This window comes from Bartonella clarridgeiae ATCC 51734 (assembly GCF_000518185.1).
GTDB classification, from domain to species: Bacteria; Pseudomonadota; Alphaproteobacteria; order Rhizobiales; family Rhizobiaceae; genus Bartonella; species Bartonella clarridgeiae.
This window is the reverse complement of the sequence record NZ_KI912398.1, coordinates 12,624-31,430: the sequence shown is the minus strand read 5'-3', so window position 1 is coordinate 31,430 and position 18,807 is coordinate 12,624. Positions and strand designations below refer to the sequence as shown.

Below are 18,807 nucleotides of genomic sequence, written 5' to 3'. Positions count from 1 at the left end.
AGGTATGAAAAATTCTTCACCGTTTTCTTCGTTTGAACCTGAAAGACAAAACGATAATGTTGCGCATCGGCGGCGTTCACCTATACCGATGCGGTATGTTATTCCTAATATTATTACTATTTTAGCAATTTGTGCGGGAATGAATGGTATCCGTTTGGCTTTTGAGAATCGCTATGAATCAGCTATTTTGGTAGTACTTTTGGCAGCAATTTTAGACGGAGCTGATGGTCGTGTTGCTCGTTTGATGGATGGCACTTCGTCTTTTGGGGCGCAGATGGATTCACTTGCTGATGTTATTAATTTTGGTGTTACTCCTGCTCTTGTTGTTTATTCTTTTATTCTAACTCAGGCTCATCAAGTAGGTTGGGTAGCGGCACTTGTTTATTGTGTTGCATGTTGTTTGCGGTTAGCTCGTTTTAATGTGATGTTGGATGATGCTGATATACCGGAGTGGCAGAAAAATTATTTTATTGGTGTCCCTGCACCAGCAGGTGCACTAATGCTTTTATTACCTGTTTATTTAGGAGGGATAGGTTTAGTCCCCGATTGGGGATGGGCTTTATTTTTTAGTTTTTATACTGTGATTATTGCTTTTCTCTTGGTAAGTCGTTTACCAGTATGGAGTGGAAAAACAATAGGTCATAATTTGAGGCGCGATATTGTGGTACCGTGTATGTTGGCCATTGTTATTTATGTTGGTTTTCTGGCTACTTATATGTGGTATACTTTATTAATAACAGCTATTGGTTATATGGCTTTTCTTCCTTATAGTGCTTGGATTTATAGTAAACGGGCTGTTTTAGAATTTAGAAGAAAAAATGAAAAATATTATAGATAGCTAATTAACAATCAGAGAGTTTTATACTAGCTATAAAAAAGAAGAGTATCTGCTCTAGAAGATTTCAATTAGTTGGTAGTATAGACAGATTACGGTTAATCAGGAATATGATAGTTCATGAATCGTTTTTGACGGACATCAAAAAGTCCTCCTGTTTCTTTTAAGTGAGGGGATAAGAGATGGGCTATTTCTGCTGCAACTTTTTGTGGAGAAGGTAAGGTTTGAGGATCTTCACCAGGCATAGCTTGTGCCCGCATTGTAGTACATGTTGCACCTGGGTTAACACAATTAACTTTAATAGATGTTTGTTTCAGTTCTTCTGCCCAGCAGCGAGCAAGAAGTTCTAGAGCGGCCTTAGAAGCTGCATAAGGTCCCCAGAAAGGGCGCGCGCAATGAGCAACACTTGATGACAGAAAGATAGCACGTCCAGCGTCAGATTTGCGCAATAAAGGTTCAACTGCTTTCATCAAACGCCATTGACTGGTAAGATTTATTTGTAAAATGTTTTCAAACATCATATTTTCAATATGAGCTATTGGTGAAAGTATTCCTAAGATTGCAGCGTTTGCAACTAAAATATCAAGTTTCTTCCAACGTTCATCAATTGATATATTTAATGCATCAATAGCTTCCATATTATTCAAGTCAACTGGTACTAATGTTGCGGAACCACCTTTTTTTTTAATTTCGTTATCAAGCGCTGTCAAACCATTCATTGTGCGTGCAAGTGCGATAATATGAGCGCCACGTACTGCTAGTTCTAATGCTAGATGATAACCAATTCCTCTAGAGGCACCTGTGACGAGTGCAACACGTCCAGCAAGATTAAAATCAGATTTGATCATTATTAATTTCTTGTTTTCAGCACAGATAATTTATGAACTGTTGGAGTATTTTTTTGATCAGTTAGATGTGTAGGATAATGACCAGTGAAATAATGATCAGTGAATTGTGGATGAGAGTTATTCCGTTTTTCCCCTATAATGGCAAGATATAGGCCGTCAGTTGAGAGAAAGTCTAATGAATCAGCACCGATAAAATTGCACATGGATTGCAGATCTGGATATTGATTAGCTAAAAGTTTTTCAATTGCAGGTGTATCGATTCCGTAAAAATCAGGATATAAGATCATTGGACTGGAAACACGCATATGAACTTCTTTTGCTCCTGCACTGCGGAGCATTCTTACAATTTTGATGGATGTTGTTCCACGTACAATTGAGTCATCAATTAAAATAACACGCTTCCCTTCAATAATAGAACGGTTTGCAGAATGTTTTAATTTAACACCGAAAGCACGAATTTGTTGGGTTGGTTCGATAAAAGTACGACCAACATAATGATTACGAATAATGCCTAGTTCAAAAGGAATTCCACTTTCTTGTGCGTAACCAATTGCTGCAGGAGTACCTCCATCAGGAACAGGAACCACAATATCACCATCGCAAGGTGCTTCTCGTGCTAAATGTATACCCATATTTTTTCGGACTACATAAACACTTCGTCCTCCGACGATTGAATCAGGACGAGCGAAATAGACATATTCAAAAAGGCAAAGCCTTTCTGGTTGTTCTATTGCTGGTTTAATAATTTCTGTAGTGATTTGACCATCTTTTTGTATTTCGCATATGACGATTTCACCATTTTTAACATCGCGAATATATTTTGCTCCGATAATATCAAGAGCACAGGTTTCTGAACAAAAGATTGGTTTACCATCAAGCTCACCCATAACAAGCGGTCTAATACCTGTTGGGTCACGCGCAGCAATAAGTTTAGTACGTGTTAACGCCAACATAACATATCCACCTTCTACTTGCCGAATGGCATCAACAAAGCGATCAGATGATGATTCATGGCGTGAGCGGGCAATAAGGTGGAGAAAGACTTCAGAGTCTGATGTTGATTGGCAAATAGCACCAGAGGCAATTAATTCACGGCGTAATGTAAGGCCATTTGTTAGATTGCCGTTATGAGCAATAGCAATACCTCCAGCGTTTAATTCTGCAAAAAGAGGTTGTACATTACGTAATGCTACTTCACCTGTTGTTGAATAACGGGTGTGCCCAATAGCACGATCTCCTGGCAGACGGGCTAATGTTGCGGAATCTGTATAGTGATCACCCACAAGACCTAAATGTTTTTCTTGATGGAACATCTTGTTATGATAAGAAACAATTCCAGCAGCTTCTTGTCCACGATGTTGTAATGCATGCAATCCAAGAGCGGTTAATGTTGCTGCTTCTTCGTGTCCAAGTATACCAAATACCCCACATTCTTCATGAAGCGTATCGTCATCTAATGAAAATTCCTGACAAGAGATGTTGATTTTTTTCATCATATTCTTTCAGTTGTGACGTAGGAAATAGCTAATACCCTACACCACATATTATTTAAAGCTCATTATAAAAACTATTTCTTATTTTGTGAGTAATAGCATCGTTAATTGTTCTAATAATATTTATAGTTTAATTGTTTGTAGTGTCATCTTTTTTAAAGAATTTTTCTATTGTTTCAAAGGTATAATCGAGATCTTTTGGCATCATTTTCGCTATTTTTTTACTTAGTGAATCTAACAGAGGTTTTGTTTGTGCATTTTTTAGCCAGTCCGACTGTTGTTCAGGTTTAACAAGCGCATTAATGAGCAATATACTGATGACAGTAATCAATAAGCCACGGAATGCTCCAAAAATAAACCCGATGGTGCGATCAAGTGCACCAATTCGACTATCAATAATAAAATCAGCAATTTTCATCGTGATGATATAAGTAACGATAAGAACAATGATAAAAATCATGAAAAATGTGACAATCAATGCTATCATTTTATTAGAGAGATATTGTTCCGTGAAGGGTAATATAAGTTTAAATGAAAAAAATGTTGCAACGGCTGCAATTATCCAAGAAATGAATGATAGTATTTCACGTGAGAAACCGCGAAGCATGGCTAGAAAAGAGGAAAATAGGATAACTACTACGACAATACCGTCTAGAATTGTTACACTCATTTTTTGATTCCTTATATGTATACGTTGCATTCCATTGTAATCAGTATAAAAAATGCATAAAAACGCATTTTTGATTTTTGGTTATGTCCACTTTCTATGTTTATATCAAGAATCTTTTGCGTTTTATAGAATTTTCTCTTTAATTATTTTTCTGTGGTATAGATCATTTTTTATGTTTTTTATCTGAAGCAATAGCGGCAATCAATTCAGGAAGATCAGAGAATGCGTGTTGTTGAAAGCTTTGTGATTTTATTGTTTCGGTTGTTACTGTAGGTTGAAACGCTCCTTGAAAACCTAGTTTTTCAGCTTCTTTAATGCGTTGTCCTGAATGTGCAACGCCACGGATTGCTCCTGAAAGGCTGACTTCACCAAAATATACATAATGAGTCGGGAGAGGGATGTTTGAAAGAGAAGATACCAAGGCTGCTGCAACTGCTAAATCGGCAGCAGGTTCTGATATTCGATAACCACCTGCAACATTAAGATAAACATCATGTTGTCCAAAGCGTACACCACAATGAGCTTCTAATACGGCTAGAATCATTGAAAGACGATTTCCATCCCATCCTACAACGGCACGTCGTGGTGTACCAAGTGAAGAGGGAGCAACAAGGGCTTGAATTTCCACTAATATAGGGCGTGTACCTTCCATTCCTGCAAAAACGGCAGCTCCTGGTGCTTTTTCATTACGTTCACCTAAGAATAGTTCAGATGGATTGGAAACTTCCAGTAATCCTTTGTCAGACATTTCAAAGACGCCAATTTCATCTGTTGGTCCGAAGCGGTTTTTTATAGTTCTTAAAACTCGATAATGATATCCACCTTCACCTTCAAAATAAAGAACACCATCAACCATATGTTCAACAACACGAGGTCCAGCAATTTGTCCATCTTTTGTGACGTGACCAACAAGAACGACAGCGACTCCTGTATTTTTTGCAAAGCGGATCATCGCTTGAGCACTAATGCGGACTTGTGTTACGGTTCCAGGGGCTGAATCTGCTACATCCGACCATAAAGTCTGAATGGAATCAACGATAACCATATCAAGTTTTTTATGCGTATTTAAGGTTGCAAGAATATCTTCAACATTAGTTTCAGCAGCGAGTTGAACCGATGTATTTGTTGCTTTAAGCCTCTGTGCACGTAAGCGAATTTGTGCAATAGCTTCTTCACCTGAGACATAGATGATGTTATATCCTTTTTGCGATAAGGCAGCTGCTGTTTGTGTTAGCAGTGTTGATTTTCCAATACCTGGATCGCCAGCAATAAGTAATGCGGATCCACGAACAAAGCCACCACCGGTGACACGATCGAGTTCAGCAATGCCAGAATGAATACGCGGAGCATCTTCAATATCTCCACAAAGAGATGTAAGTGCAACTATATGACCTTTACGAATATTTTTAGAAGGGCCACTAGCTAAACCACTATTCATACTCTCTTCGGCAAGAGAATTCCATTCTCCACAGGAATGACATTTTCCAGTCCAGCGCAAATGGGCGGTACCACAATTTTGGCAAATAAATTGAAGACGATTGCGTGCCATAATGGTTTAACCATATTGTTCTGGAAGATAATTACTGTCTACCAGATCACTGAAGCGTGTGAAATCAGCTTGGAAAGAAAGTTTAACTATGCCTGTTGGTCCATGGCGTTGCTTTGCCACGATAATATCAGCTTTCCCAAAAACTTCATCCATTGATGTTTGCCATTTTAAATGTTCTGGACCTCCTATCTTAGGTTCCTCATTTTTGAGATAATACTCTTCACGATATACAAAAATAACAACATCAGCATCTTGCTCAATTGAACCAGATTCACGTAAGTCCGATAGTTGTGGGCGTTTATCTGTCCGATTTTCGACTTGGCGCGAAAGCTGTGAAAGAGCAATAATGGGAACATTCAATTCTTTAGCTAAGGCCTTGAGTCCTGTAGTGATTTCTGTAATTTCTTGAACACGACTTTCAGATGAGCGTCTTGAATTGCTTGTCATTAATTGTATGTAGTCAATAATCAATACATCCAAACCGTGTTGTCGTTTGAGACGGCGTGCACGTGCAGCCAATTGAGTGATCGATATACCACCAGTTTGATCAATATAAAGTGGGACTTTTTGTAGGCGGTTCATTATGCGTAATAATTTTGTGAATTGCTCTTCTGAAATATTACCACGACGAATATCAGAAGAAGGGACCTCTGTTTGCTCAGAAATAATACGTGTCGCAAGTTGTTCTGATGACATTTCAAGCGAAAAGAATCCGACAATACCTCCCTCATTTTCTTGCGATAAGTCTTTTTTTGCATCACAATTATAAGTGTTTGCAATATTAAAGGCAATATTGGTAGCAAGAGAGGTTTTGCCCATACCAGGACGTCCAGCAATTATAATTAAATCAGATGGCTGTAATCCTCCCATTTGTTCATCAAGTTTTTTTATGTGAGTAGCGATACCTGATAATCGTGAAGATCGCTTTTTTGCTGCTCCTGCCATATCAATAGCTTTTTTGACAGCTTCATCAAAACTCTCAAATCCACCACCATATTTCCCCTTTTCTGCGAGCTGAAATAGATCACGTTCAATTCTTTCAATTTGTTGAATTGGTGCAAATTCTACAGGCGCATCAAATGCTGTATTGACAACTTCGTTTCCAAGATTAATCAAGGAACGTCGGATGAAAAGATCATAAATTACTCGTCCATAATCTTCAGCATTAATAATTGTTACTGCTTCTTTAGCCAAACGGATAACATAATTAAATACAGTGATATCTCCAATTTTTTCTTCAGCTGGAATAAAAGGTTTGATAGTGACAGGGGTTGCTAATTTTCCTTTTTTGATAATTTGTGATAAAATTTCAAAGAGTTTTTGATGCAATTGTTGGAAAAAATGTTCTGGTTTTAAAAAATCTGACACGCGATCAAGTGCGTCGTTGTTAATAAGAATAGCACCAAGTAGTGCCTGTTCAGCTTCAATATTATGTGGCATCTGCCGAAAAGAGTTGAGTTCTTCTTTTTGCTGAAGGATGGGATTAGAGATGCCAGTTTTTTCCATAACAATCTTCCTATTAAAAATATTCAGCCAAGAGGCTGAATATTATCATGATATATAAATAAATTTTAATGGGAAAAAAGAAAAAACAAACAGCCAAATAGGTAAAAGATATTCATTAACTTTGACTTTCTTCATTTGGATTATTTTCTTTATGGTCATCAGTTTTTTTTGTTAATGGTTTTTCTGGAGTACCATATATCGCTTCAATAGAAGTCAGATTTTCACCTTCCGTTTGACGCTGCGCTTCATTAGTTGAACGTGCAATATTAATTTTTACAGAAACTTGAACTTCGGGGTGTAAGTTAAGAGGAATCGTGTGAAGACCGATAGTTTTAATTGGGTGATTAAGCTCAACTTGATTACGTTCAATAGAAAAGCCGTTCTCTGTTATAGTGTCGGCAATATTACGTGTTGATACTGAACCGTAAAGCTGTCCTGTTTCACCAGCTGAACGGATAATAATAAACGATTGTCCATCAAGTTTTTTAGCAACTTTTTGAGCTTCATTTTTGCGTTCAAGATTACGGGCCTCAAGCTGTGCGCGTTGTGTTTCAAAATGCTTTTTGTTAGCTTCGTTAGCACGTAAAGCTTTGCCTTTAGGTAATAGAAAATTGCGTGCATAGCCGTTTTTAACTGAGACAATATCGCCAATCTGACCAAGATGAGTGATGCGTTCAAGCAAAATAATATCCATAATTTTTTCCTTTCGAATAAGTCAATTAGTAAGATTTGCGTGATTGGCTATTATATTGGATAGTTGCCCAAATACCCATAAGCAGAAGCATAAAAGAAATAGGTACAGTAAAAATAACAGTTAAAATAGCAATATAAACGAGGGACAATATTATTATTCGACCGCTTATCTCTTTTGTAATATTATGGAGATATGCTAGACCACTAACCGATATGGTAAATATGTAGGCAGTAGTAAAAACATTTGCACTCAAGTTAAATATAAAACCGATTTCAATCATTGAAGCTATAGAAGCGATAATAAAAATAATGAGCCCAAAAATTGGAAGACGGAAATTTTGTTTCCAATCATCACAAGGTCTTCTCAGCCACTTTATATGTCGCGCTATTATTATTGAAAAGTAGAGATTAGCAATAAAAAAAATTAAACTGTAAATAGTTAATGCTACCGCTGTTAAAGTGCCTGTATGTGTCGTTAAAAGTTCACTAAAAGCAAAGATATCAGTTTCTTTTATAGACTGCGATTGTTGCATAGTTTGTACTATGTTCTCAGTAATTCGTTTTGCAATAGTAGGGGCAGCTGGATGATTTTGAACATAGATTCCAATAAGAGTTGATATACAAGCAATAAAATTAGTTAAAAGAAAAATGATTGATGATAGTGGATACCATATCAACGAATTTTTTTCTTGTATTGGTTGCGCAAGCCCAAGAAGCCAGGAAGCATAAACAGCAGGAAGAAAAAACAACAACATAAAACCAAAACCAATATAAATATTATTGATTATGGAAAGAATAAAAGTAGCGCTAATTAGAGCGACAAGACTAGGTAATGTACCATATCTGAATGCGGAAACAAAGATTGGAAGTGAAATAAAACAACCAAAGAAGAGAGAACAATAAGGAATGACATTTGAGATGCTGATGATTGCCATTCCTATGACAGCAGTAAATAATCCTGCTAAAATACCGATTATCGTTTTATAAGAATAAGAATCTTCCATTGATTGCTGTCCTGCTTTTTGCAGTTAGAGGCATATAATGCCCCAACTTTGGATATATTATAATTAAAATGTGTTGTTAAAACATCAAAGAAAAAGAATAAGTGGCCAGAAGAAATTCTGGCTACGCAATAAATTTAAAATTTATTTAACAACGTATGGAAGTAAGCCAAGAAAACGGGCACGCTTAATAGCATTAGCTAATTCACGTTGTTTTTTCTGACTAACGGCTGTGATGCGTGAAGGAATAATTTTCCCACGTTCTGAAATATAACGCTGTAACAACTTGGTATCTTTATAATCAATTTTAGGAGCATTTGCCCCTGAAAATGGACATGTTTTACGACGGTGATGAAAAGGACGACGTACTGAAGTTTGGTTAATGTCAGTCATCATTCTGTTCCTTCTGTTGGATTTTCACGTTGATGGTGTAGATTTTGACCTTTCTCTTCATTTTTACTAGGAAAGTCATCACGGTTAAGCCGTGAAAGCGTCGTAGATTGCTCTTTTTCATGTTTTTCTACGCGGATAGTCATATAACGCAAAATGTCTTCATTAATACGCATTTGGCGTTCAAGTTCAACGATTGCTGCAGCTGGAGCATCAATATTCATCAATACGTAATAAGCTTTACGATTTTTGCGGATTCGGTAAGCAAGAGAACGAAGACCCCAATTCTCTATACGCCCAACTTTCCCACCATGCGCTTCAATAACACCCTTGTAAGTTTCTAAAAGCTCATCAATTCGCTGCGGTGCAATGTCCTGTCGGGCAAGGAAAACGTGTTCATAAAGAGCCATTATTTTGCCTTTCTTCAATTAAATTCGACTAGTTTTGGCGCAAAGCCTCTGCGACTTGTCTTTATTGGAAGATCCAAAGAAGAAAGGACGCGTTTGCAATTCGAGACACTCGAGAGCGGAGATACGGGAGGCCGGAATTATTATATTCCTACTGGTTATTTCCCAGTCCTCCGTTCAACCCCCAGCCAAATACCAGTAATGAACAATAGATATTTACAGCTTATCTTTTAAAATAGCAAGTTGGTGTTTACAAAAAATATGATTTATTGAGTCTTGGGATATTTTTTATACATTTCGCGTTTCACTTTTCTCTATCGTATCAGTATCGTATCAGTGTTTATTGATATGATAGAGAGAAAGATAGCGATATAATGAATGAGAAATGAGATAAGAATGAATTTTTTACATCAGATTGATATAGCACTTTTTGAAATGCTTGCTAGTAATCATCAAACGCATTTGGTTTTGGTTTGGTTTGGTATCATTTGTGCAAAGTTTTTGATTTATATTATTCCCATACATATTTGTGTGTTATGGTTTTGCGGTAGATATACGGGGAGGCGTATTGTTTTAAGTATTTGTGTTAGCATTTGTATTGCCCTTTTTGTAGGCTATATTATTTCTCTTATTTATTATCGTCCGCGTCCATTTGTTGCAGGTCTCGTGCAGCCTCTTATTAAGCATCGGGAAACAGCTTCTTTTCCTAGTAATCATGCATTGATTATTGTATCTTACTTTGTTAGTCTTTATTTGTATCGGTACAAAGTCGCTTCTAAGTTTGCATTGATATTTTTGTTATTAATCTGTTGGGGGCGTGTTTTTACAGGCGTACACTATCCTCTTGATGTTTTAGCTGGTGTGGTTTTAGGAAGCCTCATAAGTTGGTTTATTATCCGGTTTGTTGCGTCATATTTTCCTCAATTTTTATATCAAATTCCGCCCTTAAAATATAATTTTCATATAGGTATTCATTCTAAATAAGTTGATTTGTTGTAATTTATGTTTATTGAATTGGCTAAAGAATTTATAAATCTGAAATTCAATTTTGGAGATAATGATGGTAGCAGCATTCACTTTCCCAGGACAGGGGAGCCAAGTTGTTGGTATGGGAAAAGTACTTGCAGAGCAATTTGTTGAAGCACGCATGGTCTTTGAGGAAGTTGACGATGCTTTAGGTGAAAAATTATCACAGATTATTTTTGAAGGTCCACAAGAGGCTTTGACGTTAACGGCAAATGCACAACCAGCGTTGATGGCTGTATCTATGGCAATTATTCGTGTAATGGAAAAGTTAGGACTTGATATAGCAAAAAAAGTCAAATTTGTCGCAGGTCACTCTTTAGGAGAATATTCAGCACTTTGTTCTGCTGGTACATTTAGTTTAGCTGATACAGCAAGACTTTTACGGATTCGTGGAAATGCTATGCAAACAGCTATTGCTGTTGGTGAAGGATCAATGGCAGCAATTATTGGTTTGAATGAACAAGATGTTGAAGAAATTTGCAAGCTTGTTTTAGGAGAAGGTTTGTGTCAAATTGCCAATGATAATGGAGGTGGGCAAATTGTTATTTCAGGTGAAGCAAAAGCTGTCGAAGCAGCGATCAAGATTGCTTCACAAAAAGGAGCTAAACGCGCGTTGCTTCTTTCAGTATCAGCTCCTTTTCATTCAGCTCTAATGAGTCCTGCAGCTGATGCGATGAAAAACGCCTTAAGATTAGTTAATAAAAGAGCGCCTATTGTTCCGCTTATTGCAAATGTTTCTGTTACACCAGAAAGTGATCCGGAACGTATTTTTATGCTTCTTATTCAACAGGTGACTGGGCGAGTGCGATGGCGTGAAACAATCGAGTGGTTTGGAGCTAATGAGATTGATGTTCTTTTTGAAGTCGGTTTTGGGAAAGTATTAACAAGTTTAACGCGCCGTATTAATAAAAATATCAATAGCTTGACAATTGGTACAGCTGAGGAAATTGAAGCAGCATTACAATTGCTAGGTGTTTAATCTGAGGGAGTCTAAAGGATGTTTAAATTAACAGGTCGTAAAGCTCTTGTAACGGGAGCATCAGGAGATATTGGTGAAGCAATCGTGCGTGCTTTACATGCACAAGGAGTCATTGTTGGGTTGCATGGAACGCGTGAAGAAAGACTCAAAGAAATTGCTGTAGATTTTTGTAAAGACGTTTTTATTTTTCCCGCTGATCTTTCTGACCGTAATGCTATCAAGAAATTGGCTGAGACAGCGGAAAAAGAGATGGATGGGGTTGATATTATTGTTAATAATGCTGGTATTACTCGAGACGGCCTTTTTGTACGTATGCAGGACCAGGATTGGGATGATGTGTTGGCAGTTAATTTGACAGCTGCCTTTACTTTAACACGTGAACTGACATATAATATGATGCGGCGACGCTATGGACGTATTATTAATATAACTTCTATTGTTGGTGTTGTTGGTAATCCTGGACAAACGAATTATTGTGCTGCGAAAGCTGGTTTAATAGGATTTTCCAAGTCATTGGCGCAAGAAGTTGCATCACGAAATATAACTGTTAACTGTATTGCTCCAGGATTTATTAAATCCGCGATGACTGATCAATTGAATGAAAAGCAGAAAGAAAAAATTATGGCTATAATTCCAATGAAACGTATGGGAATCGGACAAGAAATAGCTTCTGCAGTTGTTTATTTAGCGAGTGATGAGGCAGGGTATGTGACTGGACAAACAATACATGTCAACGGTGGTATGGCAATGATTTGAGTATTTTCTTTATTCTACATTGATTTATAATCATTATTATTTTAGATAACAATGAATGAAATAGAACAATAAGTTTATTTCTTTAAGTGTGGTAATTGTTCAACTTATCAGGATATCAATTTAGTACATTTGAGATGAGATATCCACGGAATGTCCTATATTTTATCGCTAAAGTTTTGGAGCAATGCATCTATTACTTGATTATATGAACTTATATCGCTAACCAAGTACAGGAAAACAATATAAATTCGAGGATTCAATATGAGTGATACAGAAGAGCGCGTTAGAAAGATTATTGTAGAGCATCTTGGAGTTGACGCAGATAAGGTAGTAGAAAATGCAAGCTTTATCGATGATCTAGGAGCAGATAGCCTTGATACAGTTGAGCTTGTTATGGCTTTTGAAGAAGAGTTCGGTATAGAAATCCCGGATGATGCTGCCGAAACAATCTTCACAGTTGGTGATGCAGTGAAGTTTATTGATAAAGCTTCTGTATAATTTATTAAAGGGCAAAAGTATTTTATGCTTTTGCCCTATTTTCTAGTTAGAGTATATTTGGCAATGTAGCTTCTAGGAGTAGGTGATTCAAGGTTAGAAATATGAGACGTGTTGTTGTTACTGGTTTGGGATTGGTATCTCCGCTAGCTGGTGATGTTGAATGGACTTGGAAGCGGCTTCTTGAAGGGAAAAGTGGTGTTCGGCGTATCACTGAATTTGATGTTGCTGATTTACCATGTCAAATTGCTGGCCGTATTCCTTTAGGGGATGGAACAAATGGTACATATAATGCTGATCTACATATGGAACCTAAGGAGCAGCGTAAGGTTGATCCATTTATTACTTATGCAATAGCTGCTGCTGATCAAGCACTTGCAGATGCTGAATGGTTTCCAAAAAATGATGAAGATCAGATTCAGACAGGTGTTATGATTGGTTCGGGTATTGGAGGCATTGGAGGTATTATTGAGGCTGGTTATACACTTCGTGATAAAGGTCCACGGCGAATTTCTCCTTTTTTTATTCCAGGGCGTTTGATTAATCTTGCTTCTGGTTATGTTTCTATTAAGCATGGTTTGCGTGGTCCTAATCATTCGGTTGTAACAGCTTGTTCAACCGGTGCTCATGCGATTGGTGATGCAACTCGTTTAATTGCACTAGGTGATGCGGATGTGATGGTGGCAGGGGGAGCTGAATCTCCAGTTAATCGTATATCTCTTGCTGGTTTTGCTGCCTGTAAAGCTCTTTCTACTGGGCGTAATGATGAACCTGAGCGTGCCTCACGTCCTTATGATGTAGATCGTGATGGTTTTGTTATGGGTGAGGGGGCTGCTGTTATCGTTTTAGAAGAGCTCGAACATGCAAAGAAGCGGGGTGCTCGCATTTATACAGAGGTAATTGGTTATGGTTTATCTGGTGATGCCTATCACATTACAGCTCCTTCGGAGAGTGGTGAAGGTGCGCAGCGTAGTATGATATTTGCTCTTAAGCGTGCGCGAGTGAATGTGTGCGATATTGATTATATTAATGCTCACGGTACATCAACAATGGCTGATGTTATAGAATTAGCTGCTGTTGAGCGTGTTTTAGGTCATCATGCGTCGCAGGTATCAATGTCATCAACGAAATCATCTATTGGACACTTACTTGGTGCAGCTGGTGCAGCTGAAGCTATTTTTTGTATTTTAGCTATACGAGACAATATAGCTCCGGCAACGCTCAATCTCGACAATCCATCTGTTGAAACAAAAATTGATCTTGTACCGCATACACCACGCGAGAAAAAAATTGATACAATTCTTTCTAATTCATTTGGTTTTGGTGGAACAAACGCATCTTTAGTAATGCGGCGCTTTAGTCAATAATAAACATTTTCATTTGTTATGGCTGCTTTAATAAGCTTTTTGATTATAAGATTTTGGTGAGAAATTATTAGGAAATACCTAAAATTATTTAAGGTTAGTAAGTTATGTCTGATGTGAAAAGTAAATCATCATTGCAGGATATAGATGATTTTTCATTAAATTATTCGCTAAATGATAATGATGATGGATTGCTTCATGGAAAGCGGAAAAGATCAAATATTTTACGCAATCCGTTTATTATTCTCGGTAATTTTTTTATAATGCTTATTGTAATTGCTCTTTTGGTTGTCGGTATTTCCCTTTATATTGTAAAGAACATTTTTGAAGGTAAAGGGATAGCTGAGAAAGAACAAGTTATTCTTATAGATTCTGGAAAAGGAATTCGTGAAATTGCATCACTGCTTGAAAAGCGTGGTCTTATTCGATCATCTGATATTTTTATTTATGGAGTTGGTTATTACAAAAACACAACACGTCTTAAGGCAGGTGAATATTTAATTCCAGCGTATGCTTCGATGCGTGATATTATGGATATTTTTGTAAAAGGAAAGTCTATTGAATATACCTTTACAGTGCCTGAAGGTTTAACCGTTCAACAGGTTTTTGACCGATTAGCAGCCAATGAAATTTTGATCGGTGATCTTCCGGAAGTTTTACCTCCAGAGGGCAGTTTGGTGACTGATACTATTCATTTTATTCGTGGCACAACACGTATGGAAATTATAAAAAGACTACGTGAAGAACAAACGAAATTAGTTAATGCAATATGGGCTACTCGTTCACCAGATTTACCCATCAAGTCTATCGATGAATTTGTTATATTGGCATCGATTGTTGAAAAAGAAACAGGGATTGCAGAAGAGAAACTGCAAGTGGCTGCAGTATTTTATAATCGTCTTGCTAGACGTATGCGTCTTCAATCTGATCCGACAGTAATTTATGGTATTTTTGGTGGAAGAGGTAAACCTGTAGATCGTCCAATTTATCGTTCAGATCTTGAGAGAGAAACACCATATAATACTTATAAGATTAATGGGTTGCCACCAACAGCTATTGCAAATCCAAGTCGCAATTCTTTAAAGATAGTGGCGAGTTTCCCGAAAAGTGATGCGCTTTATTTTGTAGCTGACGGTTCAGGTAGACATATTTTTTCTAAAACTTTGGATGAACATAATGCAAATGTTCGTAAATGGCGTGCGTTAGAAAAACGATAAATCTTATTAAAATTTAGAATTCATATTTAGAAAATTTTGAAAAGATTAACATTATGACATTATTTTATAATGAATTGAGTTCTCAAAAAAAAAATCAACGTCGTGGTTTTCTACTTATTCTTTCTTCACCTTCAGGTGCTGGTAAATCAACACTTTCAAGGTTAATTTTAAAAGATGGGCAACTAGAGCTTTCTATCAGTATGACAACACGGGCAAGGCGCCCTAGTGAGGTAGATGGTGTTCATTATCATTTCATTTCAGAAAAAGAATTTAAACGTAAGTGTGCAGGAGATGAATTTATTGAGTGGGCAGAAGTGCATGGGAATTATTATGGGACTTTACGTGAAAACGTTGAAAATGCATTGAGCGCTGGTCGGGATATGTTATTTGATATTGATTATCAGGGGACCGAACAACTTCAAAAAAAAATGCCAGGGGATACTGTTTCTGTTTTTATTCTTCCTCCGTCAATGAGAGAGCTTGTTGCTCGTTTACATCGTCGAGCAGAAGATAGCCAAGACATTATTAATTTGCGATTAAACAATGCACGAGCAGAAATTCAGCAATGGCGCTCTTACGATTATGTTGTGATTAACGAAGATTTAAATCAGTCTTTATTGCTTATTAAATCGATTTATTTAGCAGAAACAATGAAACGTAAGCGTTGTTGTTTTCTTGAATCTTTCATTGATGAGCTTATTGCTGAAAAAATTGATTAATATGCTTTTCATTTTAAGGGAAGTTTCAAATTAACAAGAGCTTTAGTTTTTAAGTGATTAGGTTGGCTAAAGTTACAAATTCAGAAATAGAAAGTGTTTCTGCTCGGCGTGTTCCGTCAATACCAGCTTTTTCTAAAAGCGTTTCCCCTCCAATAGTTTTAAAACTTTGACGTAGCATTTTGCGCCTTTGTCCAAAAGCAATTTTTGTTACGAGGCTTAATTTTTGTGTAGAGCAAGCGAGAGGTTGTAAGCGTGGAATGATATGAACAACGGAAGAAGTTACTTTTGGTTCTGGTATGAAAGCTTGAGGAGGAATATCAAAAGCGATTTTTGCGATGCTACGCCAACCAGTCAATATGCTGAGACGACTGTAATAAGGAGATTGGGAAGTTGCTGTAATACGCTTTGCGACTTCACGTTGAAACATTAAAGTCATTGACTCATAAAAAGGAGGCCATGATTTTGTTAAAAGCCAATTTAATAAGAGTTGTGTTCCAATATTATATGGAAGATTTGCGATAATCCTTGGTTTTTCTGGATATGCTTCAAAAAGTTTTGAGAAATCTTGTTTTAGTGCATCATTAAAAATAAGCTTGAGTTTTTGTGGATAGTGCTTTTCTATTTCTAAGAGAGCTGGCATACAACGCTCATCACGTTCTATCGCTGTTACAATAGCACCCTTTGCAAGTAAAGCGCGAGTCAAACCACCAGGACCTGGGCCAATTTCAAGAATAGGTTTTCCTTCTATATTTCCTGCTTGATGAGCAATTTTAGTTGTTAAATTAAGATCAAAAATAAAATTCTGTCCCAAAGATTTATTAGCCTGTAGCTTATGTGTATTGATTACATTACGGAGAGGAGGAAGATTATCTATTAGCATGTAATTGAATTATTTTTTGCAAGCTGGTCTGCAAGTTGAAGAGCAGCAATAAAACTTTCAGGAGAAGCTATTCCTTTATTTGCAATATCAAAAGCAGTGCCATGGTCTGGAGATGTTCGGATGAAAGGTAATCCTAAAGTAACATTGACAGTAGTATCAAAGTCTAATGTTTTAATAGGGATAAGAGCTTGATCATGGTACATACAAAGAGCAGCATCATATGCTTGCCTTGCACGTTCATGAAACATTATATCAGGAGAGAGGGGGCCTATAATATTAAGGCCCTTTTTTTTAAGATATTCAATAGCAGGAATAATAATTTTTGTTTCTTCTTTTCCTATTGCTCCATTTTCTCCAGCGTGAGGGTTAAGACCAGCAACAGCTAAGCGGGGTGAAGTTATTGCAAATTTAGTTTTTAAATCATTTTCAGTAATAAATGCAGTTTTAATGATTAAGTTATAAGTAAGATATGAGGAAACTTCATTAAGTGGAATATGAATAGTAATTGGCACTGTTTTTAGTCGAGGTCCAGATAACATCATAACTGGGTGATATTGTTTATTGGAAGATTTTTGAGCAAGATAAGCAAGAAATTCAGTATGACCTAGAAATTGAAATCCAGTATCGTAAAGACTTTTTTTAGCAATAGGGCAAGTAATTAGTGCACGCGCATGACCACTTTGAATCAACCGAACACTCCGTTCGATTGCTTCAATGATTCCAGCAGCATTATTCGGTGAAGATAATCCTAGTTGATCACTTTGTCGATTTTTTAAGGGGATTATAGGAAGAGATATTGGAAAATCTTCTACAAGATTATGAGTGGAAATAGATTTTATATCAATATTAAGATTAAGTCGTAAAAAACGAGCGCGCGAATGAATAACTTCAGGATCAGCTAAAAGAACAAAGGGTGGAATTTGACGTATATTACGCATATTCCACGCTTTTATAACAATTTCAGGACCAATTCCTGCTGGGTCGCCACTGCTAACGATTAGTGGAGCCATTATGAGTTTTGAATATGCGCTGTTTGTCTCAATTCTTTTAAATATTTTTCACTGAGAGCTTCAAGAAGTTGTGGAATATCTTTTTTTTGATGATCTTGGATGGAAAATATAAGCCGAGCTACACGATCATCGGAAACTCTTTTTATTTGACAGATAGCAAGAGCTTCAATGCCATATTGTGTTTCTTGGAAGTTGGTCATTTTTCCAGCTGGTGTTGCAAGGATAGCTTTTTCCCAATTTTGAGGAAGTTGAGGCTCCAAAAATTTTCCTAAATGACGGATAGTAACATCTAAAATACTTTTTGCTTGGTTTTGAGCGTTATGACATCCATGGAAATTTGCACGGAACTTATTTGCTTCTTTCTTGCGTTTTTCTAGAATTGCTGAACGACGATGTTCAGGAATAACAAAAATAATTCGTTGTAATGTATATTCGTTTGTTGAAGGTTTTACACCGCCATTTTTTAATATCCTATGTGCAGTTTCTTGTTCTGTAAGCACTCCACCTTCAGCTTGATAACGCGCATTAACAAGACGTCCCCAACCCATTTGTCCAAGAATATATGTTTTAAAGTGCTCTACTGTTACATCAGTTTGAGCGAGCATTTGATTGAGTTGATCAACAGTCATATTATTTTGTAATGCGAAATTCTTAAAAGCACTCTCAACTTCATCTTTGCTAACCTCAATATTCCGTCGTTTTATTTCATTATTTTTAAGGGCTTCATCAATAAGTTCATTTTTAGCTTGTGCGGCGAGATTTCCTTGTTTCTGTTGCAATTTGAGAAAAGCAATACGCCTTTGAATATCATAACTTGTAATAGGGTTGCCATTAACTGTGACGACAACTGAAGTCTGCGCGAAGACTTGTGATGTAAAAAATGTGCTTACGGATAAACTGCTGACACTCAAAGAAGTGATACAAAATAAAGCAAGAACACTATTTTTTAGTATATTCATGTAAGTAAAC

At 36.8% G+C, this 18,807-nt stretch carries 20 protein-coding genes; 8 read left to right on the top strand and 12 right to left on the bottom strand.

Annotation, left to right across the window (positions count from 1 at the left end):
- Positions 1-4 precede the first annotated feature (4 nt).
- Positions 5-838: a CDP-diacylglycerol--serine O-phosphatidyltransferase gene (pssA, locus tag T420_RS0106435; protein WP_013544882.1), complete on the top strand. Its 834-nt coding sequence runs from the start codon at positions 5-7 to the stop codon at positions 836-838.
- Positions 839-933: 95 nt separating this feature from the next.
- On the opposite strand, the gene T420_RS0106430 is transcribed toward pssA, so the two are convergent.
- From T420_RS0106430 to rpsF, 9 genes are all read right to left on the bottom strand, one after another.
- A complete protein-coding gene (locus tag T420_RS0106430; protein ID WP_013544883.1) occupies positions 934-1,683 on the bottom strand; it encodes an SDR family NAD(P)-dependent oxidoreductase in 750 nt (249 codons plus the stop codon).
- A gap of 2 nt (positions 1,684-1,685) precedes the next feature.
- Positions 1,686-3,179 carry an amidophosphoribosyltransferase gene (gene purF, locus T420_RS0106425; RefSeq protein ID WP_013544884.1) on the bottom strand — a complete coding sequence of 498 codons (1,494 nt, stop codon included), beginning with the start codon at positions 3,177-3,179 and terminating at the stop codon, positions 1,686-1,688.
- Positions 3,180-3,306: 127 nt separating this feature from the next.
- Positions 3,307-3,846 carry a CvpA family protein gene (locus T420_RS0106420; RefSeq protein ID WP_013544885.1) on the bottom strand — a complete coding sequence of 180 codons (540 nt, stop codon included), beginning with the start codon at positions 3,844-3,846 and terminating at the stop codon, positions 3,307-3,309.
- A gap of 163 nt (positions 3,847-4,009) precedes the next feature.
- Positions 4,010-5,395, bottom strand: a complete 1,386-nt coding sequence (radA, locus tag T420_RS0106415; protein WP_013544886.1) for a DNA repair protein RadA — start codon at positions 5,393-5,395, stop codon at positions 4,010-4,012.
- A 6-nt stretch (positions 5,396-5,401) separates the two neighbouring features.
- Positions 5,402-6,901, bottom strand: a complete 1,500-nt coding sequence (locus T420_RS0106410) for a replicative DNA helicase (protein WP_013544887.1) — start codon at positions 6,899-6,901, stop codon at positions 5,402-5,404.
- Between the two features lie 115 nt (positions 6,902-7,016).
- A complete protein-coding gene (gene rplI, locus T420_RS0106405) occupies positions 7,017-7,595 on the bottom strand; it encodes a 50S ribosomal protein L9 (protein ID WP_013544888.1) in 579 nt (192 codons plus the stop codon).
- Between the two features lie 25 nt (positions 7,596-7,620).
- Positions 7,621-8,598 carry a hypothetical protein gene (locus tag T420_RS0106400; RefSeq protein ID WP_013544889.1) on the bottom strand — a complete coding sequence of 326 codons (978 nt, stop codon included), beginning with the start codon at positions 8,596-8,598 and terminating at the stop codon, positions 7,621-7,623.
- Between the two features lie 141 nt (positions 8,599-8,739).
- A complete protein-coding gene (gene rpsR / locus T420_RS0106395; RefSeq protein ID WP_013544890.1) occupies positions 8,740-8,988 on the bottom strand; it encodes a 30S ribosomal protein S18 in 249 nt (82 codons plus the stop codon).
- Entirely contained in the window at positions 8,988-9,395 is a 408-nt protein-coding gene (gene rpsF, locus T420_RS0106390) for a 30S ribosomal protein S6 (protein ID WP_013544891.1), read from the bottom strand. The genes rpsR and rpsF overlap by 1 nt, the downstream gene beginning before the upstream one ends.
- A 393-nt stretch (positions 9,396-9,788) precedes the next feature.
- Here rpsF and T420_RS0106385 point away from each other — a divergent pair, with 393 nt between their 5' ends.
- The 7 genes from T420_RS0106385 (at position 9,789) to gmk (ending at position 15,948) form a co-directional block, all read left to right on the top strand.
- Positions 9,789-10,376, top strand: a complete 588-nt coding sequence (locus T420_RS0106385; RefSeq protein ID WP_013544892.1) for an undecaprenyl-diphosphatase — start codon at positions 9,789-9,791, stop codon at positions 10,374-10,376.
- Between the two features lie 76 nt (positions 10,377-10,452).
- Positions 10,453-11,397, top strand: coding sequence for an ACP S-malonyltransferase (gene fabD / locus T420_RS0106380; RefSeq protein WP_013544893.1), 945 nt, complete (start codon positions 10,453-10,455; stop codon positions 11,395-11,397).
- Between the two features lie 18 nt (positions 11,398-11,415).
- Positions 11,416-12,153 (top strand): 3-oxoacyl-[acyl-carrier-protein] reductase, encoded by a 738-nt coding sequence (fabG, locus tag T420_RS0106375; RefSeq protein WP_013544894.1) that lies wholly within the window; start codon positions 11,416-11,418, stop codon positions 12,151-12,153.
- A gap of 261 nt (positions 12,154-12,414) precedes the next feature.
- Positions 12,415-12,651: an acyl carrier protein gene (locus tag T420_RS0106370; protein ID WP_013544895.1), complete on the top strand. Its 237-nt coding sequence runs from the start codon at positions 12,415-12,417 to the stop codon at positions 12,649-12,651.
- A gap of 101 nt (positions 12,652-12,752) precedes the next feature.
- The gene (gene fabF, locus T420_RS0106365; RefSeq protein WP_013544896.1) at positions 12,753-14,015 is read left to right on the top strand and encodes a beta-ketoacyl-ACP synthase II; all 1,263 of its coding nucleotides are present in this window, start codon (positions 12,753-12,755) and stop codon (positions 14,013-14,015) included.
- Positions 14,016-14,119: 104 nt separating this feature from the next.
- Complete coding sequence (mltG, locus tag T420_RS0106360) at positions 14,120-15,229, top strand: endolytic transglycosylase MltG (protein ID WP_013544897.1); 1,110 nt, start codon at positions 14,120-14,122, stop codon at positions 15,227-15,229.
- Between the two features lie 53 nt (positions 15,230-15,282).
- Positions 15,283-15,948, top strand: coding sequence for a guanylate kinase (gmk, locus tag T420_RS0106355; RefSeq protein WP_013544898.1), 666 nt, complete (start codon positions 15,283-15,285; stop codon positions 15,946-15,948).
- Positions 15,949-15,997: 49 nt separating this feature from the next.
- On the opposite strand, the gene rsmA is transcribed toward gmk, so the two are convergent.
- From rsmA to T420_RS0106340, 3 genes are read right to left on the bottom strand one after another with little or no spacing between them, the layout of a single operon-like run.
- On the bottom strand, positions 15,998-16,828 hold the full coding sequence (gene rsmA / locus T420_RS0106350; protein WP_013544899.1) for a 16S rRNA (adenine(1518)-N(6)/adenine(1519)-N(6))-dimethyltransferase RsmA: 831 nt from the start codon (positions 16,826-16,828) through the stop codon (positions 15,998-16,000).
- On the bottom strand, positions 16,822-17,838 hold the full coding sequence (pdxA, locus tag T420_RS0106345; protein WP_013544900.1) for a 4-hydroxythreonine-4-phosphate dehydrogenase PdxA: 1,017 nt from the start codon (positions 17,836-17,838) through the stop codon (positions 16,822-16,824). Before pdxA ends, rsmA begins: the two co-directional genes overlap by 7 nt.
- Complete coding sequence (locus T420_RS0106340; protein ID WP_013544901.1) at positions 17,838-18,797, bottom strand: SurA N-terminal domain-containing protein; 960 nt, start codon at positions 18,795-18,797, stop codon at positions 17,838-17,840. The genes pdxA and T420_RS0106340 overlap by 1 nt, the downstream gene beginning before the upstream one ends.
- Positions 18,798-18,807: the final 10 nt, after the last annotated feature.